General features: G+C 45.7%; 25 protein-coding genes. 10 read left to right on the top strand and 15 right to left on the bottom strand.

Annotated features, from left to right (window positions below):
• Positions 1 to 1,082 precede the first annotated feature (1,082 nt).
• Positions 1,083 to 2,006, top strand: coding sequence for a fused MFS/spermidine synthase (locus tag QUB39_RS25290; RefSeq protein ID WP_333053427.1), 924 nt, complete (start codon positions 1,083 to 1,085; stop codon positions 2,004 to 2,006).
• 444 nt (positions 2,007 to 2,450) lie between these two features.
• Here QUB39_RS25290 and QUB39_RS25285 read toward each other — a convergent pair whose 3' ends face one another.
• The 3 genes from QUB39_RS25285 to QUB39_RS25275 form a co-directional block, all read right to left on the bottom strand.
• Entirely contained in the window at positions 2,451 to 2,879 is a 429-nt protein-coding gene (locus QUB39_RS25285) for a heavy metal-responsive transcriptional regulator (RefSeq protein WP_333053428.1), read from the bottom strand.
• 103 nt (positions 2,880 to 2,982) lie between these two features.
• Positions 2,983 to 3,276 carry a hypothetical protein gene (locus QUB39_RS25280; protein ID WP_333053429.1) on the bottom strand — a complete coding sequence of 98 codons (294 nt, stop codon included), beginning with the start codon at positions 3,274 to 3,276 and terminating at the stop codon, positions 2,983 to 2,985.
• A gap of 763 nt (positions 3,277 to 4,039) precedes the next feature.
• Entirely contained in the window at positions 4,040 to 4,210 is a 171-nt protein-coding gene (locus tag QUB39_RS25275; RefSeq protein WP_172186391.1) for a hypothetical protein, read from the bottom strand.
• A 167-nt stretch (positions 4,211 to 4,377) separates the two neighbouring features.
• Here QUB39_RS25275 and QUB39_RS25270 point away from each other — a divergent pair, with 167 nt between their 5' ends.
• The 3 genes from QUB39_RS25270 to speA all read left to right on the top strand — a co-directional run bounded on the left by QUB39_RS25270 (position 4,378) and on the right by speA (position 8,602).
• The gene (locus tag QUB39_RS25270) at positions 4,378 to 4,968 is read left to right on the top strand and encodes a DUF3611 family protein (RefSeq protein ID WP_333053430.1); all 591 of its coding nucleotides are present in this window, start codon (positions 4,378 to 4,380) and stop codon (positions 4,966 to 4,968) included.
• A 162-nt stretch (positions 4,969 to 5,130) separates the two neighbouring features.
• Entirely contained in the window at positions 5,131 to 6,282 is a 1,152-nt protein-coding gene (locus QUB39_RS25265) for a helix-turn-helix domain-containing protein (protein ID WP_333053431.1), read from the top strand.
• Between the two features lie 310 nt (positions 6,283 to 6,592).
• Positions 6,593 to 8,602 carry a biosynthetic arginine decarboxylase gene (gene speA / locus QUB39_RS25260; RefSeq protein ID WP_333053432.1) on the top strand — a complete coding sequence of 670 codons (2,010 nt, stop codon included), beginning with the start codon at positions 6,593 to 6,595 and terminating at the stop codon, positions 8,600 to 8,602.
• A 392-nt stretch (positions 8,603 to 8,994) separates the two neighbouring features.
• Here the strand turns inward: speA and QUB39_RS25255 are convergent, their stop codons facing one another.
• The 8 genes from QUB39_RS25255 to QUB39_RS25220 form a co-directional block, all read right to left on the bottom strand.
• The gene (locus tag QUB39_RS25255; protein WP_333053433.1) at positions 8,995 to 10,158 is read right to left on the bottom strand and encodes an NDP-sugar synthase; all 1,164 of its coding nucleotides are present in this window, start codon (positions 10,156 to 10,158) and stop codon (positions 8,995 to 8,997) included.
• Between the two features lie 751 nt (positions 10,159 to 10,909).
• Positions 10,910 to 11,725, bottom strand: a complete 816-nt coding sequence (locus tag QUB39_RS25250; RefSeq protein ID WP_333053434.1) for a segregation/condensation protein A — start codon at positions 11,723 to 11,725, stop codon at positions 10,910 to 10,912.
• An 87-nt stretch (positions 11,726 to 11,812) separates the two neighbouring features.
• The gene (locus QUB39_RS25245; RefSeq protein WP_333211675.1) at positions 11,813 to 12,202 is read right to left on the bottom strand and encodes a LapA family protein; all 390 of its coding nucleotides are present in this window, start codon (positions 12,200 to 12,202) and stop codon (positions 11,813 to 11,815) included.
• 199 nt (positions 12,203 to 12,401) lie between these two features.
• Positions 12,402 to 13,226, bottom strand: coding sequence for a DUF3153 domain-containing protein (locus tag QUB39_RS25240; protein ID WP_333053436.1), 825 nt, complete (start codon positions 13,224 to 13,226; stop codon positions 12,402 to 12,404).
• 213 nt (positions 13,227 to 13,439) lie between these two features.
• The gene (locus tag QUB39_RS25235; protein WP_333211672.1) at positions 13,440 to 14,744 is read right to left on the bottom strand and encodes a metallopeptidase TldD-related protein; all 1,305 of its coding nucleotides are present in this window, start codon (positions 14,742 to 14,744) and stop codon (positions 13,440 to 13,442) included.
• 138 nt (positions 14,745 to 14,882) lie between these two features.
• Positions 14,883 to 15,086 carry a hypothetical protein gene (locus QUB39_RS25230; RefSeq protein WP_333053438.1) on the bottom strand — a complete coding sequence of 68 codons (204 nt, stop codon included), beginning with the start codon at positions 15,084 to 15,086 and terminating at the stop codon, positions 14,883 to 14,885.
• A 4-nt stretch (positions 15,087 to 15,090) separates the two neighbouring features.
• Positions 15,091 to 15,297 carry a hypothetical protein gene (locus tag QUB39_RS25225; protein ID WP_333053439.1) on the bottom strand — a complete coding sequence of 69 codons (207 nt, stop codon included), beginning with the start codon at positions 15,295 to 15,297 and terminating at the stop codon, positions 15,091 to 15,093.
• A 75-nt stretch (positions 15,298 to 15,372) separates the two neighbouring features.
• Positions 15,373 to 16,560 (bottom strand): transposase, encoded by a 1,188-nt coding sequence (locus tag QUB39_RS25220; protein WP_333053440.1) that lies wholly within the window; start codon positions 16,558 to 16,560, stop codon positions 15,373 to 15,375.
• 52 nt (positions 16,561 to 16,612) lie between these two features.
• Here QUB39_RS25220 and tnpA point away from each other — a divergent pair, with 52 nt between their 5' ends.
• Positions 16,613 to 17,011 (top strand): IS200/IS605 family transposase, encoded by a 399-nt coding sequence (gene tnpA, locus QUB39_RS25215; protein ID WP_333053441.1) that lies wholly within the window; start codon positions 16,613 to 16,615, stop codon positions 17,009 to 17,011.
• On the opposite strand, the gene QUB39_RS25210 is transcribed toward tnpA, so the two are convergent.
• The 3 genes from QUB39_RS25210 to QUB39_RS25200 form a co-directional block, all read right to left on the bottom strand.
• Positions 17,008 to 17,373: a hypothetical protein gene (locus QUB39_RS25210; RefSeq protein ID WP_333053442.1), complete on the bottom strand. Its 366-nt coding sequence runs from the start codon at positions 17,371 to 17,373 to the stop codon at positions 17,008 to 17,010. The genes tnpA and QUB39_RS25210 overlap by 4 nt on opposite strands.
• A gap of 178 nt (positions 17,374 to 17,551) precedes the next feature.
• Positions 17,552 to 18,073 (bottom strand): tetratricopeptide repeat protein, encoded by a 522-nt coding sequence (locus QUB39_RS25205; RefSeq protein WP_333211668.1) that lies wholly within the window; start codon positions 18,071 to 18,073, stop codon positions 17,552 to 17,554.
• 47 nt (positions 18,074 to 18,120) lie between these two features.
• Positions 18,121 to 18,480 (bottom strand): single-stranded DNA-binding protein, encoded by a 360-nt coding sequence (locus QUB39_RS25200; RefSeq protein ID WP_190663675.1) that lies wholly within the window; start codon positions 18,478 to 18,480, stop codon positions 18,121 to 18,123.
• Positions 18,481 to 18,810: 330 nt separating this feature from the next.
• Between QUB39_RS25200 and QUB39_RS25195 the strand changes: the two genes are divergently transcribed.
• The 3 genes from QUB39_RS25195 to mreD all read left to right on the top strand — a co-directional run bounded on the left by QUB39_RS25195 (position 18,811) and on the right by mreD (position 21,275).
• Positions 18,811 to 19,818 (top strand): rod shape-determining protein, encoded by a 1,008-nt coding sequence (locus QUB39_RS25195; RefSeq protein WP_333053445.1) that lies wholly within the window; start codon positions 18,811 to 18,813, stop codon positions 19,816 to 19,818.
• Between the two features lie 87 nt (positions 19,819 to 19,905).
• On the top strand, positions 19,906 to 20,712 hold the full coding sequence (gene mreC / locus QUB39_RS25190) for a rod shape-determining protein MreC (RefSeq protein WP_333053446.1): 807 nt from the start codon (positions 19,906 to 19,908) through the stop codon (positions 20,710 to 20,712).
• On the top strand, positions 20,709 to 21,275 hold the full coding sequence (mreD, locus tag QUB39_RS25185; protein ID WP_333053448.1) for a rod shape-determining protein MreD: 567 nt from the start codon (positions 20,709 to 20,711) through the stop codon (positions 21,273 to 21,275). The genes mreC and mreD overlap by 4 nt, the downstream gene beginning before the upstream one ends.
• A 196-nt stretch (positions 21,276 to 21,471) precedes the next feature.
• On the opposite strand, the gene QUB39_RS25180 is transcribed toward mreD, so the two are convergent.
• Positions 21,472 to 22,263 (bottom strand): HAD family hydrolase, encoded by a 792-nt coding sequence (locus tag QUB39_RS25180; protein WP_333053449.1) that lies wholly within the window; start codon positions 22,261 to 22,263, stop codon positions 21,472 to 21,474.
• Positions 22,264 to 22,509: 246 nt separating this feature from the next.
• On the opposite strand from QUB39_RS25180, the gene argB reads away from it, so the two are divergent.
• Positions 22,510 to 23,421, top strand: coding sequence for an acetylglutamate kinase (gene argB, locus QUB39_RS25175; protein WP_333053450.1), 912 nt, complete (start codon positions 22,510 to 22,512; stop codon positions 23,419 to 23,421).
• Positions 23,422 to 23,605: 184 nt separating this feature from the next.
• A complete protein-coding gene (locus QUB39_RS25170; protein ID WP_333053451.1) occupies positions 23,606 to 23,848 on the top strand; it encodes a DUF4926 domain-containing protein in 243 nt (80 codons plus the stop codon).
• Positions 23,849 to 24,145: the final 297 nt, after the last annotated feature.

Raw genomic sequence — 24,145 nt, 5'->3', positions numbered from 1 at the left:
AGGACTTACCCATGAGGCCCAGAAACCGGGTTTTTTATCAAAATACTTCGTTGTAGCCTGCAAATTCGGTAAAAAACCCGGTTTCTTTAGTCGGAGTGCATCAGTCTTGTCGGATAATGTTTTGAGTGTAGCGCAATTGTTCTTTTTCCCAAAGGGCGATCGCCCTTACATCCCCAATTGTCAAAAAGTGCATGAAGCGCAGCTATCCCGTAGGGAATCGCCCCTACATGAATTATTCAAACTAACTCCGACACACTCAGCCGCCATTCTACGGATTCATACTCATCTAGCTCATTAAATTTTTTATCTCTTTTTTTTTGCCCTCAAACTAATTGATGAGTTGAAGACCATGCAGTGAATATATATAGGGCTTTTTGCTGCTCATTTCGGTCATAAGATAGTTTCATTGTTTTGCCATCAATGAAGGGCGATCGCGTTTAGTTCTAATTCCCCGATTATCGCATTTACCCAACTCAAAAAATATTCTTGAAACTGCTGCGGTTCACTTCGGGCAAATAAGGAGACTAAACCTGTCATTCGATTTTAGATTTTAGATTTTAGATTTTGGATTGACTTGCGCGAGATCAATTCGGGGGCTTGAGGATTTTAGATTTTAGATTTTGGATTGATTCCACGGATAAATCACGTGGCGGGTACCATCAAGAAATTCTTGGTCATGAGATGGTATACCGGTAATTATAGAAAGCTTTTGAACCATTCATATTTGGCGTTACCATAGGCTGTTCTTGCCACCCATCCGTCGGCACCGCGTCTGGATAGCTAGAATCGCGATCGATCTAATATCTTTGAGGAAATCTTCTTTACTTTTTTCTATTCTTAGGTCGTTCAATGTGGAAAAACTAAAAAAAAATGGTATTTAAAATATACACTTTTGGCAATGAATTTATTTGTTTGTTTGTTTTTGTTGCCAAGTTACAGCTTTACTAAAACCTCTTGCCCTCGATCACAATCTTGAACTACAATAAAGTACATAAAAAATTAGTCGGATATAACTGTAGCATATTTTGGGTTAAAGTTAAGATGCGTTTACCCCCAATCTAAAATTTTAAATCTAAAATCGTATGACTGATTATAAAGGCGATCGACAAACCAGCAACTTAGCAGCTATTAACCAACAAATCACTTGGCTTCAGCAACAGCCAGACGGCTTCCTATTTCAACAAAACTCCGGCGACAACTGCATCGCCGTAAAAAAAATAAACTCAGTGCTACTACTGCTCTTAGCAGACAGAGAAACCTTAATCACAAATGTAGCTCAATCTATCCTAGACCTCAACAATCCACTAAATTTAATTTTTCCCTATTCCCGATCCGTGCTGCTAGCATTAGTCTGGAAAACTAACCCAAAAAAAATCTATGTAATCGGATTTGGTGGCGGCACCCTCCCCAGAATTTTCCACCACTATTTCCCTAACGCGATAGTCGAATGTACAGATATTGACCAAAAAATAGTCGAAGTAGCTCAAAAATTTTTTGGCATTCAATTCGACGACAGACTCAAAGTAGTCATTCAAGACGGACGCGAATATCTAGCCCAACAAGATTCCATAGTAAAAAACGATATAATTATCGTGGATGCTGGTTTTGGCAGCGGCTATATGCCCTATAAATTGGTGACACAAGAATTTTACCAACTGTGCAAAACTCGCTTGTCAAGCGCAGGTGTTCTAGTTGTCCACCTGTTCCACAAACAAGAGTTTAATGCGGCAGCGGTGAAAACGATTCAAACTGTGTTCGCACAAGTTTATATATGCAATTTAGAAACCGGCAACAGCGTTGTCATTGCGACTAATGCTCCCGATTTAGCTAAAAATGAAATTTTCTTGAAAGCCGAACTTATTCAAGATTTCCACAATTTAGGATTTTCCTTAATAGAAATGTCGCTCCAGCTAAAAAAAGTAGCCCAATTTCCGGAATGGGTGAAAATTTGGGAAACGCTGCCAATTTTTACAGATGCTGAAATACCCGCCGGATATTTGGACTGATAAATATACACAATTAGGGCTGTTAAGGGAATCCACAAAAAACTCTAATTGTAGGGTGCTTATGGGGGCACGATCGGGCTGTAGAGTGTTTAGGGGCGCACCATCGCTATGCCTTTAGCAAATCCCAATCACTCAACAGTTGATACTACGAAACTTCGCTCTAAAAAATACTTGACAGTGAAAATCTGGCGGTGTATTATAGAAGTAGTGCAAAAAATGAAAAACATGAGACTAAAAAGTTGGGAGTCTCCTCGCAGCGAGGGTAGAAACTCCAAAGGTAAAGGCGGCTCAGCCAGGGCTCGGCAACTCAAAAAGCAACAGCAAACTCTGCGAAAACAGTTAAAAGCTCAACACGATCGACAAAATCACCCACAAAACCACCAACAAAACCATCAAGGGAAGGAAACCCATAATTCCTTCCCTTTTTTTGTATCTTTCCGCTGCTCAATCCCGCTGAATGTTCGGACAAATCGTGCTAGTAATGCTCGCCTGCGAGGGTTGCTCTTGCCAGCACTTGAGAATGCCTTGCAACTCCCTCTTCAAAGTTTCTAAGGCTGCAATTTGCACGGAAATTTCCTCTACTTTAGCCGTTAGATGCTGCTTCGCTTCAGAACAAGGCAACTCTCCCCGATCGCGAACCTCTAAAATATCCTTAATTTCCTGAAGGCTCAAACCCAGAGTCTGAGATCGTTTAATAAACGCCAACCTGTTGAATACGGTTTCGCCAAACAAGCGATAGCCCGCGGGCGATCGCTCCACCGCAGGAGACAGCAAGCCCATCTCCTCATAGTAACGAACAGTTTTGACCGACAAACCGCTACAGGCAGCTACAGAGCCAATTTTGTACAGTTTCTCGGCAACAGAAATATTCATAAACCAAGCATCCAAGATCGAAAGACTTTCTTGCCCTATCTTTTGGTGCCTCAGATCCAGGGAGTCGATCGGCACATCGCCCAGTCAGCATTGCCCAGTAATCTTAATAAGGAGGATTTTTTTTAGACACATTAAGCACCGGTAACTGAGGTCTAGAAGACTGAGGAGGAAGATAGTATTCGGGAGCAGGTGCGGTTTGTTCGGCTGCAGAGCGGTAAAATTGCCACCAGCGGAGAGCCATCGCCACCCCAGCGGTGCCAAGCCCAAAAGCCAATAAAGAGCCACTCGCACCCATGCTGCCGATGGCTGCATCGACAACGCCCACTGTCACAACAAAGCTGGTAATTGGCTCTTTACGGTAAGCTGACCTCAAAAGTCGCGTCCATGAAGCATTCATTTGGTTTTACTCTGTTCTATATTTATTTACAAGCTGCTATACAAAACTTGGCTAAACTTATCTCAGTTTCACCATTCAACTAGAAGTATTTTCTAGAGGGTCTGATTCCTGCTTCTGCCAAGGGAGTCGGCTCCTACTTGTCCACAGGCGTAAATTCGGGTGTAGCCCACCCTATTTTTTTAGTCAGTACAACTATTCTTTTTGAAGCTTTTAGCCATTGTTGAACCATTATTTTCAACCCATTTAACGAATCGTGGTATCCCGTTCGACCTTGTTATAGGCTGGTCAGTCTTAAATCGACCGTGGTTTACAAACCAGAAAATTTTTGCCTTGGTTTTCGGCATTATCCTGAGAATGTTACATAAAACGGAGCGCCTGTCAATATGGTCGCCATAATTCGCTTGATGGCAAGTTTAATAAAGCATTAAGCGATTAGAGCCATCTCTAAAACTTAGAGTTGGCGGAACGATCGGGATTTCTAGCTCAAAGACTAGCTTCACCTAAATTAATCTTCTCGCCTGTGGGGAATTGTACGGGAGCGAGGCAAAATTGCCAAGCTTGTCAAATCAAAATTCCACCCCATATATACCTCCAAAAGCCAGCTATTGCATTCGGGAACAGAACTCTCTCGGCAGAGAAGTCGCTGGGCTTCTTTCTAATTAATATTTTAATCAATTCCCGAATTTGTCGCGGTCAGCAGAAGCCACACCCGCTGCCGTTCGAGTCAAGACAAAGTGTAAGGCTGACCGCGCCGTTGCTAAAATTAGTTGAGACCTAACCAGGACAGCAAGCCCTGGCCTGTGACATACTCGATAATTAAAGTTAGAGAAAAACCGATCATCGCGGCTCGACCGTTAAGGCGTTCCGCGTAGCTGTTGAAGCCAAACTTTGGCTGTTCCAGTTTGGGAGTGACGGTGGGTTGGAGTTGTGTCATTGCTTTGGGTACCTGGCGATCGACGCTATTCAAATGTGAAATCCAATGTTAGTTACAAATCTTAAACATTGCTACTTCTATTATAAAGAGGGTTAACCGCCGTCAACCGTCCCCGAAGAGAAAAAACTGCTGCCAACTAATGCCAATTAATTATACCCGCTCAAAATATGACTAATCAGTTAGATAACGATAAGCTTCCTGTCGCCGTACAGCGAGTAGCCTTTGCCCTTCGTACAACAGGCTGGGTTTGCTTCTGGGTACAGTTAGTGCTAGCGGTTGTAGCGGGGATCATTTTGCTCTTTGCCATCCCCTTCGCCCTCCCCAGCACTACCGTCGCTGGGCGTTCAACCAGTGCCGGCACCGGCGGGGGCGTTTTTTTTGCCATTTGCGGGCTAGCCGTACTCGCTTACAGCGTATATCGCTCTTTCCGCTTCACCCGTTTGTCGAGACAACTGCGATCGCCCGGTAACGCAGCGCGCCCCAAAAAAGCAGACACCATCAAAGAGGTGCGGCTGGCACTGATGAGCAACTTGTCAGGAATGATCCTGACGCTGATCGGCGCAGAAGCCATCAGCGGCACGCTTTTAGCGAAATCTCTAGCTCAGCCGCAAGCCTTGTTCGGTGCCGCCGTTGATGTGGGTCGATTTATTCAGCCTCTAGATATATTTGTGGTACTCGCCAATACTCACGCCACTGTTGCCCATTTTGTCGGGATTTTCGGGGCTCTTTGGTTGCTCGATCGCATCCACAAACAATAGTTATTGGGGAGGGGCAACCGATGCCCGATGCCCAATGCCCGATGCCCGATGCCCGATGCCCGATGCCCCACTCTCCCACTCTCCCCCAACCGACATCCGGAATCACTGCCAACCTGTCGAAGAACGTACTCAGATACCTTCTACCAAGACAACATGAATATCATGGCACTGAAACCCGAGGCTTATTTTGGGGTGACAGATCACCCAACTATTGAAATTTCTCAAGAAAGTTTTCGTTCTGTTCTAGGTCAAATAGAAGCTGAACTCCTCTGTAGCGACACCTATAGCCACGCTCTAGCTAGCCTGCAAACAATGTTGGGCGAAGCAGCCTCCGCTGCCGAAATTTTAATTAGAGCAGTTAGCAGAGAAGCCGTCAAGCTCGCATTCGATCGATTTCCCAAACAGAACAAAATTGAAGCGCAAGTAGCCCAAGAGAGTGTTACTGCTGTAAGTCCCGCTATTGAGACGGTGACAGAAATTCAAGAATTGGAGCCACCAGTAACTGCTCCTGTCTTCTATTGGCGCAGCGCTACGGTGGAAGCGCCCCCCCAAACCGAGTCCGACACAGAAGAAAATTCCGATCGAGAAACTAACACTTCTGAAGACAGCAAACAAGCGCCCCAAGACGAAATTAAAGTCGAGTCGGCTCTACCTGCAACTGTCACCGTCCCCGGAAAATTCTTCCCAGGGTTCGGTTTTCCCAAAAAGCCGAAAAAACTCACCAAGGAAGAAGAAGCAGCTTTAGCCGTTCAACAGCGAGAAGAGTGCCTGCGGGAGTTGGGTAAAGAATTGCGTAAGGGACGGCAAATTCGCTCCCTATCCCTGCTCCAACTCCACAGTCAAACTCTCGTGCCGCTGCACCACATCGAATCGATCGAAAATGGGGAAATCGACAAACTGCCCCAAGACATTTACGTTAGAGGTTTTATCCGCAGACTTGGCGACGCCTTGGGACTAGACGGTAGCGCTATGGCGAATGCTTTGCCCAAACCCGCTCCGACTCCAATTCCCAGTATGTATGTGTCTGTTTCCGATTCCGACTCAGGCGAAGGCTTTCAAATGCGTCCGGTGCATTTGTACATCGGCTACACCGCTTTGATGGCTGGGGCTGTAGGGGGTTTGGGTTGGCTGTCGCAGCAACCCGTGGTGCCAGGAGCACAGGCAGTACCTCAACCGCAGGTGACACCGCCAGCCTCAGTTGCACCGGCTCAGAAGACCCCAGAAAAAGCACCTCAACCGGGCTTGAAGAAGTCTAAGACCGGGGGAATGATTATGGGCGCTGACATGGCGCCGCCGGAGGTGATTTTTGGTTAGTGTGTGTCGGGCGAGCGATCGTCCGACAACTCTCTTGGCGCAGGTGAACTCGGAAACCCGGTTTCCGAGTTCACCTGCATAGGGATATTTGTTTGAAGAAATAAGTCCCGCAAAGCAAATACGGTTGAGATTGTAGTTCAATCCCCGCTTTTCATCTATCTGTAGACTCAATTCTAAAATCTAAAATCTAAAATCTAAAATCTAAAATCGCCAGCCCGTGTACCCAAAGTGATTTTTCAACTACATCAGGAAACCCGATATGTGCGATAAACTATCTATTTGACCACTCCTCAAAGAGGTTTCTGATAAGATGAGTTCCCCAGCTACCGCTGCTTTCTCCGATCTCGATCCGCTATCGACTCACTCGCCAACAGTCACGAGTTCGGTGGCACCAGACACTGCTTTGGTAACGGCGGCTCAACTGCCACAAGCATCTTGGACAATAGAAGATAGTGAGAAACTCTACCGAATTCAAGGTTGGGGCGAACCGTATTTTTCGATCAATGCAGCCGGTCACGTTACAGTGTCTCCCAAGGGCGATCGCGGCGGTTCCCTGGACTTGTGCGAACTGGTAGAATCCCTAAAACAGCGAAATTTGGCTTTGCCCCTGCTGATTCGATTTTCTGATATTTTGGAAGACCGGATCGAGCGCTTAAATTCGTGTTTTGCCAGAGCGATCGCTCGGTACAACTACAAAAATGTCTATCGCGGTGTCTTTCCAGTTAAATGCAACCAGCACCGACAATTAATTGAAGATTTGGTGCGTTTCGGTCAACCCCATCACTTCGGGCTCGAAGCCGGATCTAAACCGGAATTAATGATAGCTTTGGCGACCTTAAAAAACCCAGGCGCTTTATTAATTTGTAACGGTTACAAAGACCGCGAATACATCGAAACTGCTATTTTGGCGCAGCGACTAGGGCAAACTTCCGTAATTGTGCTGGAGCAAATAGAGGAAGTAGAACTCGCAATCGCCGCAAGCATTGCATTAGGCATTAAACCGATTTTGGGAGTGCGAGCAAAACTCACTACCAAAGGGGTTGGCCGCTGGGGAGGTTCCACGGGCGATCGGGCAAAATTTGGCTTGACAATTCCTGAAATTATGCGTGCAGTCGGCGAACTAGAAAAAGCGGGAATGCTCGGTTGTTTGCAGTTACTGCACTTCCACATCGGCTCTCAAATTTCCTCAATTAGCGTTATCAAAGACGCCATTCGAGAAGCCAGCCACATTTATGTAGAATTAGCTAAATTGGGAGCTAATATGAACTACTTGGACGTAGGCGGTGGCCTCGGCGTTGACTACGACGGGTCTAAAACAAACTTCCACGCTTCCAAAAACTACAATATGCAAAACTACGCTAACGACGTAGTAGCGGGAGTGAAAGATGCCTGCGACGAGCGGAAAATCCCGGTTCCAATTATCATTAGCGAAAGCGGGCGGGCGATCGCTTCTCACCAATCAGTGTTAGTTTTTGACGTACTCGGTACTAGCGATGTCCCCAGAGAAGTACCCGAACCAGTAGACGAAAACGCGCACCAAATTCCGCGCAATCTCTACGAAATTTACCAATCTATCAGTCCCGAAAATTACCAAGAAGTTTATCACGATGCTATCCAATTCAAGGAAGAAGCAGTCAGTTTATTTAACTTAGGCTATTTGGGAATTGCGGAACGGGCGAAAACCGAACAGTTGTACTGGGCTTGCTGCGATAAAATACAGGCGATCGCGCGGCAAAATGAATACGTATCTGACGATTTGGAAGACTTAGAAAAGGTGATGGCGTCCATTTATTACATCAACTTATCTGTTTTCCAGTCAGTACCGGACAGTTGGGCAATTAACCAATTGTTCCCAATTATGCCAATTAACCGACTCGACGAAGAACCAACTCAACGCGGTATTTTAGCCGATCTTACCTGCGACAGCGACGGCAAAATCGACCAATTCATCGATTTGCGAGATGTGAAGTCGGTTTTGGAACTGCATACTCTCAAACCTGGAGAACCTTACTATTTGGCGCTCTTTTTGGGAGGTGCTTATCAAGAAATTATGGGCAACCTTCACAACTTATTCGGCGATGCAAATGCAGTTCACATTCAGCTAACACCTTCTGGCTATCATATCGAACACGTTGTGAAAGGAGACACTATGAAAGAAGTCCTCAGCTACGTACAGTACGATTCAGAAAATTTGGTTGAAAGCATCCGCCGTCAGACAGAAGAAGCTTTGCAGCAAAATAAAATTACTCTTTCCGAGGCCCAACTTTTGCTGCAAAATTACGAGCGGAGTCTCAGCCAATATACTTATCTTCAGTCTTAAAATGTAGGGTGCAACTGACATCTTGCAGCAATATCAATAAGAGGATTTTTCGTGGGATCGGGCGGGTTTATAGAACCTATTTGCAAGCTTTAAGGCTGTTGGCGAACCCGCCCCTACGGCTAATTGAGAATGGTGCAAGATGTAGGGTGCAACTGAGATGTTGCACCACTGTCAAGAAGCCTTTTATGAACAGGCTTTCCGGCCTGTTCCACAAACAGTAGATTTTCTTGTGGAACAGGCCGGAAAGCCTGTTAAGCGAGAATGGTGGAAGAGGTGAGGTGCAACCTAAGCACATAACCAGAATTGAAAGCTGAGATCGTAAATGTAAAAGTAGGGTGCGCTAGGCGCACCTTACCTTGAGCAATTAGCAATTAGCAATTAGCAATTAGCAATTATCCACCATTACCGAGAATTTCAGATATCGCGCGCCGCTCTTCTCCGTGTTGAGTGGGTAAAACTTGGCGAGCGTCAGTAATCAGCCAATCGAGAGCCGCCGCTTGCAAATCGATCGCAGCCCCGGTTTTATCAACGCAGTAGCGCCCGAACACCAGTTTGTCAACCAACCGCACCTCCGGGCCCAAACGGGAATACTCAAAAATCACGCTGTTTTCCACAGTGGCGCCACTGCAAAGCCAACAATTTGGGCCAATCATTGTCGGGCCGACAATTTTTGCTCCATCCTCAATGATCGTCATCCCCCCTATGTAAACAGGCCCAGTAATATCAACTTTATCCCAGTTAACAGCTACATTCAAACCAGCGTAAATGCCGGGGCGCACTTCAATTCCCGGAATCGAAACATTTTTAACTTGTCCCAGCAGCACGCTCTGAATTGCCCGCCAATAGTCAGGAACTTTGCCGATATCCACCCACTCAAAGTCCATGCTAATCCCGTAAAAAGGCGCGCCTTCTGCTACTAGCTTGGGAAATAACTGCGAACCGATATCGTATTCCTGGCCCGAAGGGATGTATTTGAATATTTCCGGTTCAAAAATATAAATACCAGTGTTAATGTCGGTACTCAGAGCTTCCTCTACAGAAGGTTTTTCTTGGAAATCTTTAATTTTGCCAGACTCGTCTGTTACCACCACTCCGTAACTGGGAACCTCCTCGCGGGGAACCGATTTCATAACAATAGTAGCGATCGCCCCTTTTTCCCGGTGCCACTTCACAGCAGCAGTCAAGTCCAAGTCAATCAAAGCGTCGCCGCACAGCACCACAAAAGTATCGTCAAAAAACGGCGAGAAATCCTGAATTCGTTTCATGCCACCAGCCGAACCGAGAGCCTCTCCAATCAGTTCTCCCTCCTCAATTCGCCCTTCAAAAGAATAGGCAATTTGTACCCCAAACTTTTGACCGTCGCGGAAGTAGTTTTCAATCACGTCTGCCAGGTGGGAAACATTGACCATAATCTGGTCAAATCCGTGCTGGCGGAGCAATTCGACCAAAAACTCCATCACTGGCTTTTGCAGGATCGGAATCATCGGTTTGGGTATTGTCTGAGTAATAGGACGGACGCGAGTGCCTTTACCGGCCGCCAGAATCATCGCTTTCATAAGAAAAACTCGGTAAGTGGGAAACTCAGGGTATGAAAGACCTGAGAGGGAAACGACACGGGCGGTTTCAACCGCCTTTAATCTTTCTGTATCCATTACCGCCTTGGAGTTGCTCGACAGGAGTGTACTTTTGTAATGCACTTTCGGCAGGACAGTTAGCGCCTCAAACCTTGCAACTCTGTACGCATAATGTTTGCTCTTATGGAGCCTCCCTTTCGGGGTAATGTTCGCTTCGACCTGGTTATAAAAGCTTGTTAGACCTGCAACACTGTTTCAGTGACTTTAAAACTGTTTAATTGCAGATGACAGAGCGGAAAACTAGCGTCGCATTCTCCGGTGTCGTGACCTAAATAACGTCTCCTCTTTCGAGGGGTCTGGTCAGAACAGCTTGCAATTTCTTACAAGCTCAGTGGCTTTAGCCCTGAGTTCCTGACTCTTAACTTCCTCAACCCTCTGTTAACTGATATCAACTGAACAATTAGATGCTAGCGGTGGCGATCGTCGAATCGATCGATCACAGCAAAATCCTGACCAGTTTATAGGCGACATCGTACCAGGCTATCAATCATTTATCCCCAATTTACCTAGATTTAAGAAACCAGGAATAGGGAATCACCAAGAACTTCGCACTGCCACTCTCCGCATTCGGGACTCAGCAACAGAATGCCATAGAGCGAGATTCTCCCTGGAATTTTAACCGACGCAGTGGCATAGTTATTAGTTTCGCCCGAGAACCTAATACCCTCTAAGCTCAAAGCGCGCGGATTTTGAGGTCTTGATAAAACTCCTCTTGAAGCAACTCTACTTTAGACTGAGCCGATAGTAGCAACAACGCCCAAAAAATACCTACGCGGTCATGATTTGGCAAGTGAACTTCCCCAGTGGATACCGGGTGTTCTGGGTTGACAGAGGAGTGCAAATCCTTATGATGCCAGAGCTCTAGCAAGTTGTCCAAGTCCAGCCAACCCTCGTCAATTTCCGCGCCCCGCTGAGCCAGAAACCGTTCGAGTTCACTAGCAGTTTCTACGAGATTTTCTTGGTGAGCTAGCTCAAAGATAGCCTGGGCCGCTTGCGATCGCATTTTTGAGGTAGGGCGGCGCCGGGGGGTAACTGTCTGCTGCTCCATTGCTGCTTTCATTAGCTGCAACTGCTCAATCAGTTCTGGGAGAGTCACCGGGCGTTTTTGCGGTAGTTGAGCTACACCCCGACGGCGCAATTGCCGCTCTAAATGCTGCGGCAAGTGTCGCCCGCCTGAGTGCTCTGCGTCTTCTACTGCAGGCTCGTCGGCGTCGGGATTCGCGGGGGGTTCTGAGAGGACGATACTTTCTGCTTTGAGCAAAACCAGCATTGAAGCGTACAAAAACGCTTGGCCGGAGTGGGACAAATCGGAGAAATCCTTACTCTGATCAGTATCGCAGGCGTTCGTAAGCTTGCTCAGACATCGATCGAACACTTCAATTACCTTAACGTCCCAAGGATCAATTTCTCCCCGTTCGGCGAGGTCAATTAAAATTGCGATCCCCTCGGAAATCGTTTCTAAACCATCTTGGTCTCGGGAAACGGCCATTCGATTTTAGATTTTAGATTTTAGATTTTAGATTTTAGATTTTAGATTTTAGATTTTGCCTCGGAGAAAACCAGAGAGCATATCAAATTAATTGGCGGTCATTTCAGCAGCTTTGGCCTCAATGGCTGCTATTTCTAAACTTATCGGTTCTGCACTTTCTAACAAAGGTTGTTGGCCTTCTACTTCGGCTTTATAGCGTTCAAGATTTTGTTCTAATTCCTGAATCCGCTGCTCTTTTTCGCGAACTTGGCGGAGTTGTTGGCGCGAGGCGAGGGTTCGCTGCATTCTCGACCACAGACTGAACAGCCACGCTAGTGTTGCCCCTAATCCTATCGCTACAATTAGTTCTACGCACAGCGGAGCTTTAACTTGGACGCCTTCGATAACTTGAATCACGACTGGCTGTGTATTTTCTATGCTGAATAATACTAGAGCCAAGCAAATCAGAAAGATGAAGAAGAAATTTAGCGATCGCATTTTCTCTGTTCCTAATTCTCAATTCAGGTTAAGCAAATTATTTACCATTTGTCAACTGTTTTTAGGCATATATTCTCAGTGTTTTTATAAAATCTAATCGGGTCAATTAACCATAATATCCGGGGAGGGGCGGGTTGATGGCAGCTCTGAGAGTTGATTGAAGAGATTGGTTAAGCCGCCCCTCTAGGACATATCCTCTTTAGGTTTGACCGATGTTTTGCGGTTTCTTGCCGATTCCCAGCCCTGGCAATATTTGATATTTCAAAGCAATGCCCGCCGCCACAAATAAGGCAATAATCAGCGCCCCAATTCCTACGGGACTGGGAATCCAGAATATCGCCTCCAAATAGTTAACTTCTCCGGGTTTGAGCTTCCAAACTAACTGTTTTCCTTGCTGATAGCTTTCGGGAACCAGCGCACCAGCGACTGTTTCAATACTTTCGGCGCCCCAAGGTGTGTTCAAGCTAAAGTCTAGCTCCAAAAGTCCCCCCGGACTCAGCAGCAGACTGCCATTAGAAGAAAGCAGTGAAAGAGAGCGCAAATCCAATTCCAAACTCAACCGATTTCTCAGCACCAATAACAAATTATTCTGCTTGACATTAAGGTGAGATTCAAACTTCGGCAAATCGGTTTCTAGCCGACTTGAAACCAGAGATTTTGTCGTTGGTGCGATCGGATTGTAAAATTGGTTGAACTTGTCTTGCAACTCGGATCCATTATTGAAAGGAATCGTCACTAGAACTTCTGTGGGGGAAACCCGTTTAGTTTTTCCGTCCAGCAACCTCACCCGGCGTTCTACGCTTTTCAACCATTCTGCAACAGTTTCGCTGCTGAAGCTCGTCAACCTTTCCCCTAGTTTAATGTGCTGCACGATTTCGCCGCGAGTTTGACTCTCAAAGTTGACCCCGACATCGTACTGAACGCATCCAGTCACTAGAGTTAAAAGGCAAAAAACCAAAGGTAAAAGAAAGAAAAAGTGCTTTTTCTTCTTCCCAGTTCCATCCTTGACATTTTGCTCTTTCATTATATATTTTTCCCTATTTTTACCTATTTGCATGAATTAGCAAAGCGTTGAATTGCCGACACTGTTTCTATGTTTGTTTAACTGGTTCCTAGGCTCTGCCTGGGAACCCATGTCCAGACGCTTTGCCTCGCAAGCTTTCATCCAAATTCGAGGCAGAGCCTCATCATCTGTATTACCAGGCAGAGCCTGGTAACGAGTAAAACCGCACTGAACTTATTGCCTCGAAGCTACACCCAACTGTTGAAACAGCATACTTGGCAAATAGGCTGCACCGCCTACCCATTCGGCTTCGCTACTTAAATCTGCCAAATTTTTAAAGGCTTCAAAAATGCTGCCTGCCACCATTGTATTCTTGACGCGACCCACAATTTTGCCTTTTTCTACTTTATAGCCTAAGTCCAAATTGACAGAAAATTCGCCAGCTAACTGATTGGACTGACCGGCACCTAAAACCTGTTCTACTATTAGACCTTCGTCCATGCTAGCAATCAAGTCTTGAGTGGCGGTATTTCCGGGGGAAATGCAAAAGTTAGTCAAATCAGGGCCGGGGCGAGACAATCCGCCACGAAAACCGTTGCCGGTTGATTGTACACCGGCGCGAGCGGCCCACCTGCGATCCCAATAAAATCCGGTGACAGTACCTTTGTCTATCAAGACTTTGCGGGTGGTGGGTGTACCTTCGTCGTCAAAGGGACAAGCAGAAGGGCCTAAAGTGGGGTCTTCAAAAAAGGTAAAGCGTTCGTCAAATAAGGTTTCGCCGATTTTGTCGGCTAGGGGAGAGGCTTTTTGAACTACTGCTTGGCCTGAAAGGATGGTATCAAAGAGGCCACCGAGGGTGCTAGCGGCGGCTCTGGGGGTAAATAATACTGGGTAGGAACCGCTGGTGATGCTGGCTGAATGTTCAGCGAGGCGGTATTTTTCGAGGAGTGATTCGAGGATGCTGTTGGTGTCTAGGGGACGATCGCGCGCAACATCGTAACTGTATGCTTGCATAAAGTCTTCTCCCTTTACCAAATTTCCCGCGATCGTCCCGCTGACTATTTGGCTGCTTCTTTCGGCATACACGTCTCGCGTCGTGGCAATTTTGACGCGCCCGCTGCGGACGTGGAAGCCGACATCTACCATAATATCGGGATTGTAGGCGTGAACTTGCTCGATCAGGTTTTTGCCGTTTTCGACTAATTCTTGAGTTGTGGGCGGAGTGTAGGTGGTTTCCGGGCCTTTTAGGTGGAAGTCGGAGGCGAGTTCAAATTCTGCGGGGTCGCCGATTTCGGCTGTTTGAATGGCTGCATCTACTAAATCGTTTATCCGCGTTAAATCTGTGGAACTAGCAAAACCGATTTTGCCGTGCGAAATCAGCCGCAGTGCTACGCCTTGCAGTGCTTTGGTTTGCAGGGATTTGAGGCGATTGTTTTCAAATTCGATGGGGGTGTCTTGACTCGACAGGTAGTATACTTCAGCGGCATCCGCGCGTTGAGATGCCAATTTTAATATCTGTTCTATGGTTGAATCGCTCACAATAATCGCCTTTTTGGTTTGGTCTTTTCTTTATTTTAGCGATTTAGGGTGTTGCCAGAAACCGGGTTTTTTCCCAGAATATCGATACACCACCGAAAAGCTGCGAAAAACCCAGTTTCTTTAGTCGAAGTGCATCCATCAATCCCCAGCCATCTGCTGAACCATAGCAATAATTTCTCTCACTGTCTCCGCGTCGGGCGATCGCAAATGCTGTAAAATCTCCAAAGATTGCTGTAAATAATTCAACTTAGAAACCGGGTTTTTTGTGAATCTGCCGACTACAGCGAAGTATTTCCATAAAAACCCGGTTTCTCGACACCCGCGCCTAAAACTGAAGAGCATTCCTCTATAATTGTAATTCACACTGTTTAAAAACATAGTTAACTGCTGCAAACAGTCGCTCTAAGTCCTGAATTGTATAGAAAAATTTATTTTGAGTAAACATTTCTAATTTCAGCTTGCCAAACTGCCACATTGCCCCATTAGAAACAATCCCAAAGATAGTTTGTTCCGGTTCATTGTTAAGTCGCTGCACGGCGATCATTTCTGCCAAACACTGCCCCCATCCTTCATCAAATGCGCTCTCTTTCTTGGCTTCAACTAATATGAAATAGGGCTTTTGAAATACTCACCGTGCTGAAGCAGCGGTGATTCTTGACGCTTCATCGGGTGATGCTACCGAAATAGTCTCACTCTCCCTCTGCGTCCGTTTAGAGTCGTGGCGATTCCCCATCCCGACTTTCTCTATATTCCTCGAAGCGTTTTGATCTCTATCCTGCTCAGTACCGCAACTAACACAAAGCACTGAACGAATAGACAAATCAATCTTGCCCCATTTAAAACCACAATCCGCACAAACTTGGCTAGTAGGTTCCCATCTACTAATTACTTGAAACTCTCTACCAAACTTTTCAGATTTAGCCTCACAGAGAGTCCTAAATTCTCGCCATCCTTGCTGACTAATTGCCCGTGAAAGTTTCCGGTTTTTTACCATTCCCGATACATTGAGGTCTTCCCAAATAATCACTTGGTTTTCCTTGACTACTTTAGTTGACAATTTGTGCAGGAAATCTTTCCGGGTATCGGCAATTTTATTGTGCAACTTAGCAATTTTAATTCGGGTTACGTTTCTCCTTTTAGAGTCTTTTGGTTGACGAGCTAATTGGCGCTGGAGTTTGCGAATTTTCCGGTCTAATTTTTGGTAGCTAGGGCTTTCAGCTTTTTCTCCATTGCTCATTGCTGCAAAAGTTTTTATTCCTAAATCAATTCCGATACTTTGGTTTTTGGCATCAGAGTGAACGGGTTGAACTTCTACTACAAAACTTAGGAAATAACGATTTGCACAATCTTTGATTACTGTGACTGAGCTAGCTTCAGATGGAAGTTCTCTTGACCAGATTGGCTTGACAATACCAATCTTGGCTAAATACACACCGCCATTCTTAAAAGAAAAGCCTCCAATCCGAAATCTGGCAGACTGGCTATTTGTTCTTTTCTTGAACTTAGGATAACCCACTTTACGACCCTTTCGCTTCCCTTTACAGGAATCGAAGAAGTTCTTGAAAGCTGTTTCTAAATCCGCTACAGACTGCTGTAGAGGGATATTAGAAACTTCGCTCAGCCAAACTCTTTCTTCGGTGTTTTTTGCTTGGGTTATTATGATTTTTTGCAGCTCAGATGAACTTGCCTTTTTTTCAGACTGCTTGCAGAGGGCTAGACTATCGTTCCAAACCACCCGGACGCAGCCAAACAGCCGAGCCAAGCTCTGCTTTTGTTCGGTCGTCGGATAAAATCTGTACTTGAATCTCGCCTTCATGGTTATATTGAATGTTGGTCTGTAGGTTTAATTATATATTGGTTGACAAGCAATGACAACAGTTTACCGTCGGGAACGCCATTCTGTTACAGAACTTAAAATATATTTGGTCTGTATAACAAAATATCGTCGGTCTGTATTCACGAGCGAAAGTCTTGATTTGATTGAAAAGTCGTTTCGAGATGTAGCCCAAAAAATGAACTTTCAAGTGCTAGAGTTCAACGGGGAAGCCGATCACGTTCATGCGCTGATCGAGTATCCGCCTAAATTATCTATTTCTCAAATAGTTAATGCACTCAAAGGTGTTTCTAGTCGTCGCTACGGACAGGCTGGATACAAAAAACCCCACAAAGAAGCTTTATGGAGTCCTAGTTATTTTGCGGTTTCCGTAGGTGGCGCACCTCTAGAAGTATTGAAGGAATACATTAGAAACCAAGAAAAGCCGTCCTAAAAGGACGGGGCTTGTATCCCAGTTTCTTGGTCAAAAACTACTGTGCCGAGGGGGGAGCGCTTCGCCAATATATAATCTGGAATTCCTGACAGATTATCATTATAGACTAAGGTTTGGTGACTCCAGAGGAGAAAATTACTGCGATAATTTTTCCAAACTTCTTTTAATACAGGATAAATGATATTTTCACAAATGGCGATTTCCGAGTTGTCAAATACTCCCTCATTGAAAATCAATTCTAATTCATTCCGAAAAACTTCGCTGACTGCAAATTCTGTTTCGACAATGAAATTCTCCCGTAGGCAATTAATTTGGAATTCTTTGGCGACCGCGCTGATACTTTTATAATTGCTAAAAGGCATTGCTTAACTTCTCTCAGGGCTTATGCAAGCAATGGTTTGATATCATCATGTCGGATCGATTGACTATAATATAGCGACCAGGGCGGGTTTTTGAGATTGTCAATTATTGGCGAGTATTGTTGGTGAACCCGCCCCTACCATATTGGGTAATCGACCGCATATGAAATTAAACAAATGATTAATAACTAAGAAATAATCCGCCTAAAATTAGCCCGATCGCAATTAACGCCACCCAGATAAACCTATTATCTTTCGTATTAACCTGACTCAAATCTACAGGCTCTGGTACGACTGGCTTGGGTTTAGCGTACTTGATATCAGCGTTCGGATTGGATTGAAAACTGATTGATTGATTTTCATCTAAAGCTGCCAAATCAGGGATTTTCACCATCCATTCAGGAGGGATAGTGAGTTTGGGAGCTTCGAGAATGAACAGCAAGCGCTTTGCTTGCTGGCGGGTTTCTTGGCGGGGATGGCGGGTGAGCTTGCGGCAAAGCTCGATCGCCCTTTCTGTATTGCCAGAGGCTTCGTAGGCTGTCACTAGCCACATCTGCACCTCGCCGCCCAACCGGGAATTTCGATCGACTAAACCGGTAGCTGTTTCTAAACTCTGCACAGCTTGAGCATACCGGCCACTCTCAAAAGCTACTTGCCCAGCTTGGTACTCAGTTTGAACAATTTCTAACTTTTCTGAAGTCACGAGCACCCACCCAATTCACAAATATTACTTCCCAAATTCCCCAAACGCTAGAATTCGCTGTTGTGTTGCGACATACCCGACTCGTTGTCGCGTTTGGAACCCAGCAAGTCTAAATGGTCTACCTTAATTACAGGCTTCGAGCGATTTGAACCGGTATTGCGGTCTTGCCAGCGATCGAACTTTAAAGAGCCTGTTACGCCAATTAGAGAGCCTTTGCGAACGTAGTCAGCAGCAATCTGCGCTGTTTTGCCCCAGATTTCCAGATTGAACCAGTCTGGTTGATCGCTGTTCTTAGTTCTGCGGTTCACTGCCAGCGTCAAACTACACTTAACTGTACCCGACTCAAAATACTTTACGTCCGGGTCGCCGCCGACGCGGCCTACTAAAGTTACAACATTAAGACTCATAAACTTTTTTGGGAATGTGGTCGATCGGTGATGTAGTTAAACAGTCCACACGCGCCTTAGCCTCCAAACTGAACTTGGAACAGCGCTTGTGAGGCTTCATCCTGATTGTACACCCAGTTAGGAGAACATATTGATGGTGGATGATTGGCAAGTCTGCGCTCAACCTGAGCTCGACAATGTACATTTCTGACTAGACTCAGGATGAAAAACGTAATAGAATCCACCTCGGTTACACTTTTGTAACAACATTATTGCACACAATAGTATTTTAGTTTTTGGGGGGGGTACGAATCAGTGGGTCTTCTCAATCGATTTTCGTTATCTAGAGATATGGGTATCGACCTCGGTACTGCTAACACGCTCGTTTATGTATCGGGCAAAGGTATTGTTCTGCAGGAACCTTCTGTAGTGGCGATCGACCAAGAGTTAAAAATACCGCTGGCTGTTGGAGAAGAAGCTAAAAAAATGCTCGGCCGCACGCCAGGGAATGTCATAGCACTGCGCCCGCTTCGCGACGGGGTAATTGCAGACTTCGATACGGCCGAACTAATGCTCAAGACTTTTATCCGCAGGGTTCACGAAGGCCGAAGCTTAGTTTCGCCGCGGATAATTATTGGCATCCCCAGCGGTGTCACGGGAGTTGAGAGGCGTGCTGTCATTGAGGCGGCGACTCAGGCTGGTGCTAGAGAAGTACGGTTAATTGATGAACCCATCGCGGCGGCGATCGGGGCTGGACTGCCTGTTGCTGAGGCGACTGGCAATATGATTATAGATATAGGCGGAGGTACTACGGAAGTTGCGGTTTTGAGTTTGCAAGGTACGGTGATCAGTGAGTCTGTGCGGGTAGCCGGCGACGAACTCAATGAGGCGATCGTCCAATACATGAAAAAAGTTCACAATTTGGTCATCGGCGAACGCACTGCTGAAGAAATTAAGATTCAGGTTGGTTCTGCATATCCAACTCCAGAGGATGACGATGTAATGATGGAAGTGCGGGGCTTGCACTTACTGTCGGGTTTGCCGCGAACTGTTACTATCAAGGGCCCAGAAATTCGCGAAAGTATGTCGGAACCGCTTTCAGTAATTGTGGAAGCTGTCAAGCGTACATTGGAACGCACCCCGCCGGAATTAGCGGCAGATATTATTGACAGGGGAATTATGCTGGCTGGTGGTGGCGCGCTGATGAAAGGTTTAGATACTCTGATCAGTCACGAAACAGGAATTGTCACTCACGTGGCCGCCGATCCGCTGTGCTGCGTGGTTTTGGGAACTGGTAGAGTATTGGAAAACAAACAGTTGGAACGGGTTTTCAGCGGGCAGTCGTCGCGTAATATGTAGTTAACAAATTTGGGATTGTGGATTTAGAAATACGGCTGCAATCTCAAATCTAAAATCCTGACTTAACAATTTTAGATTAGTGAAATTATGCTAAAAAATACATTCCGAAAGTGGTGGGATCTGCGGCTGCAAATAGCTCTTTTAGGTTTAGCTGTAACTGCCGCTTGGGGAGTTCGACAAACACAAGGTGCGGCAGTATTTGAAGTTTACAATTGGGTGACTCGTCCGTTTCACGCCAACGGCTCTGGACAAGAGGAACTCATCTCGGCGCGAACTCAAGAATTGCAAGCCCAACTATTAGAAGCAGAGACTCAAAATCAAAAGCTAAAAGAGCTTTTAGGTTACGTTTCTGCTAAGAAACCTAAAGGGATTGTAGCTCCTATTGTTGGTCGCAGCGCCGACCACTGGTGGCAGCAAGTAACCTTGGGGCGCGGCAGTAATGATGGCATTAAAACAGATTTTACTGTGATGAGTCCCGGCGGTTTAGTAGGCAGAGTAGTCAGCGTTACTCCTAATACTAGCTTGGTGCTGTTAGTCAGCGACGCTACGAGTCAATTGGGTGTGGGAATTACCCGCAGTCGTCACATGGGTTTTATGCGCGGGAAAGGCGGAAATCAGGCGGTGATGGAGTTTTTTGAGAATGTTCCCAATGTCAAGCCTGGGGATGTGGTTTCAACTTCTTCTTACAGTCAGTTGTTCCCTCCTGGTTTGCCGGTGGGAAAAGTGGTTTCGGTGGATATGAATAAAACTCCGGCTCCAGAGGCTGTGGTTGAGTTTTCTGCACCGATGAATGCTCTGGAGTGGGCGGTGGTTTACCCCCACTCTAAGCAAGCCGAACCGAAGGATTCGCAGAGTCAATCTTCTGCACCATCTGAGGGAGCACAGCAACAATGAAAGCTTTATCTCGGATGTCTTCGCGATCGCGCCCATTTCTTAACTTCGCAGTTACATTTCTATCTGTGATGCTGTGCATACTGATATTGCCCACTCGGATGCCGGGAATGGAATTGTTGGGAATTGGGCCTAACTGGCTGTTAATTTGGTTGGTAGCTTGGAGTATTAAGCGGAAACGTACAGTTTGGGGAGCCGCTAGCATGGGCTTGGTTTTGGGGTTCCTTCAAGATGCGATGACGGCTCCTCATCCCAGCCACGCTGTCAGTCTAGTTGTTGTAGGAGTCTTAACAGTTGTTTTGCAGAAAACCTGGTCGATTCCGGTAGATATTGTTGAGAGAGATCCGATTCCGATCGCGTTAATTGTGTTTGGGATGGCGGTGGTAGCGGAAACGGTGATGGGACTGCAATTTTTTTCTATGGGCGATCGGGCTTTACTGGAAATTTGGAGCTATCACCAGCGAGTGGCTTTGTGTTCTGCTATTCTTAGCAGTCTTTGGGCTCCGGTGATTTATTTTCCGCTCAATCGCTTGTGGGAAATGACCAGGAATTTAGAAAAATCTTAGTCAGTCATCAGTCATTAGTCATTAGTCATCAGTCATCAGTCATCAGTCATTAGTCATTAGTCATCAGTCATTAGTCATTAGTCATTCGTTAACAGTCATTAGTCATTCGTTAACAGTCAACAGTCAACAGTCATTAGTCATTCGTTAACAGTTAACCGTTAACAGTCAACAGTCATTAGTCATTCGTTAACTGTAGTCATTCTACTATTACTTGTTGCGCCGAACCTAATAAGTGATGAACGGCAATAATCAAATCGCTGAGAATGAAATTAGGCTGGTGCTTTTGCAGTTGATAGCGGCTGCGAATTCCGCAGGTAACGGCAATTGTAGGTATTCCCAATGCTTTTCCTGCGAGGATGTCTGCTTCTGTATCTCCGATCATCCAAGCCGAACCCAGCGATGACTCAAATTCTTGTGCCACTTCAGCCAACAATTCAGTTTTTAAGGCTGTATAGTTGTGATAGGCCGCATCCGCCATCTGAGTTCCGCGAATGCTGGTAAACAGTCTGGCTAAACCGTAATTTTGTAACAGTTGAACGGCTTGATTTCTCGGCCGCAGGGTGACTAAAATCAGCCGCACGCCGCGGGAGTGCAGAAGTCCGATCGCCCATTGCACTCCCGGCTGGATGCGATCTAAGTGCAACAAGTCTGGCTGATTGACAATTTGACTGACGCATCCTAAAAAAACGTTAATTTCTTCTCCCGACAAGCCGGAACTTTTGGCTATTTCAGCATCGGGCACGCGGTTTTGCTTCATTTGCCAAAATTGCTGTTTGCTGAGGATTTGAAGGTTGAGGTTGATTCCCCGATCGAGATAAGCTGCTTGAGTATCGGCCAATCCCTGTTGATAGGTGGCATAGTAGCGATCGGAAACATCGACTATGGGCCCGTCTAAATCGCAAAATACCGTCATCCGGGGGGACGAGTCAGCCTCTGATGGTAGGTTGTACTGAAGGTTTTCCGAGTCTTGGGCGACAGCAGTTAACATAAAACGTTAAGTAAATCTAGGGAGTTATACATTTCTTGACTGTAGCAAAAAATGTATAAGTTATAATACATAAATTTTAATGCTTTTATTAAAAAAACCTATGAATTTTTTGAAGATTGGGATCAATAAGGGCGATCGAGCCTGCGCGTCGATAAAATTCAGAGAAAAAGTGATTTTTGTGGCTGTTAATATGTGCTTTAGCCATTAAAGTTTAGAATTAAGTTTTTAGTCTTCTGTAATTTACCCATGCTCAAACAAAGCGATTTTGTTAGGAATTCGGACACTAATCGAGTAGAGGTGCTGTCCGAAGCACTGCCTTACATTCAACACTTTGCCGGTCGCACCATAGTTGTCAAATATGGCGGTGCGGCGATGAAAGATAGCAATCTCAAAGACAAGGTGGTTCGGGATATTGTGCTGCTAGCTTGCGTGGGGATGCGTCCGGTTGTGGTTCACGGCGGCGGCCCGGAAATTAATATTTGGCTCGAAAAATTAGGAATTGAGCCGCAATTTAAGGATGGTTTGCGGGTGACTGATGCGGCGACAATGGAAGTTGTAGAAATGGTTTTGGTGGGTAAAGTAAATAAGGAAATTGTTTCGTTAATCAACCAAGCCGGCGGCAAAGCAGTGGGATTGTGCGGCAAGGATGCCAACCTGATTCAAGCTCGTCCAGATGGGCGGGAAGGAATTGGGTTTGTGGGTGAAGTCAGCGGCGTGAAAATCCAGATTTTGGAATCTTTGGTGAACAGCGGATATATTCCGGTGGTGTCGAGCGTGGCCGCCGATGAAAACGGTCAATCTTACAACATTAATGCTGACACGGTAGCTGGGGAAATTGCCGCTGGTTTGGGAGCGGAAAAGTTGATTTTGATGACAGATACTGCGGGCATTTTAGAGGATTATCACAAACCAGAGAGTCTGATTGCTAAGTTAGATATTCAGGAAGCGAGACAGTTGGTTGAGTCGGGAGTTGTGTCTGGGGGCATGATTCCCAAAGTTAACTGTTGTGTGCGGAGTTTGGCTCAGGGTGTGAAGGGTGCTCACATTATTGATGGTCGAATTCCTCATGCTTTGCTGCAAGAAATATTTACCGATGCGGGGATTGGGTCGATGATTGTGGCTTCTGAGTTTAGCAGCGCGAACTTAAGGCCTAAGTAAGGGGTAAATCCTAGCGTGGGGAGGGCGGGTGCGTGAAATGGGTAAACTCGCTGCGATCGCGTATATCCTAACTAAACCTGCCCCTAAAAACCTTGAGAAGGTACTTCTAGGAAATTACTTCAACTACTTCTAACCGTTGTTGGATTTCAGCTTTTCTTAAACTACGATCAAACACTTTAGAGTTTTGGATTCTGTTGCGATTCTCAAGCCGATTGCCAATACGCGATTAGCGCTAGTGGAACCAGAATACGCATCTATTTCTAGTTTACCAGTTGGACTTGTGGGAACTATTGTTGAAGTGTATGATACGGGAAAGGAATGTCAGTATTTAGTGGAGTTTGCTGATAGTCAAGGGAGTGAATATGCTATGGCTATGTTGAAAGCTGATGAAATTTTTGTTCTGCAATATGAACTTGCAGTTGCTTAGTAATGTGAGGACAATAGAAGGTAAGGATTCAGGTCAAAAAAGACTTAAGTATCAAAAGCTGGTAAAATAAACGAATGAAAAAGCCCGCAGCCACCAGACAGAAAGAAAAAATCCAAATCGAGCAGTTGAGCCAAGCTGAACTGGTATAACTGGTAATGGGGCTGCAAAAAATAATTGAAGAATTGCAAGAAAAACTAGCCATTGCTACGGGAAAAAGTCGGGGAGCATGTCACTTTTGCAATAAGTATTTATACTTGTGCAGTTTTTGGCGGTCTACCAATTAAGCCATTTAAGTAA

This window comes from Microcoleus sp. AT8-B5 (assembly GCF_036705565.1).
Lineage (GTDB): Bacteria > Cyanobacteriota > Cyanobacteriia > Cyanobacteriales > Microcoleaceae > Microcoleus.
This window is presented reverse-complemented; position numbering and strand designations above follow the sequence as displayed.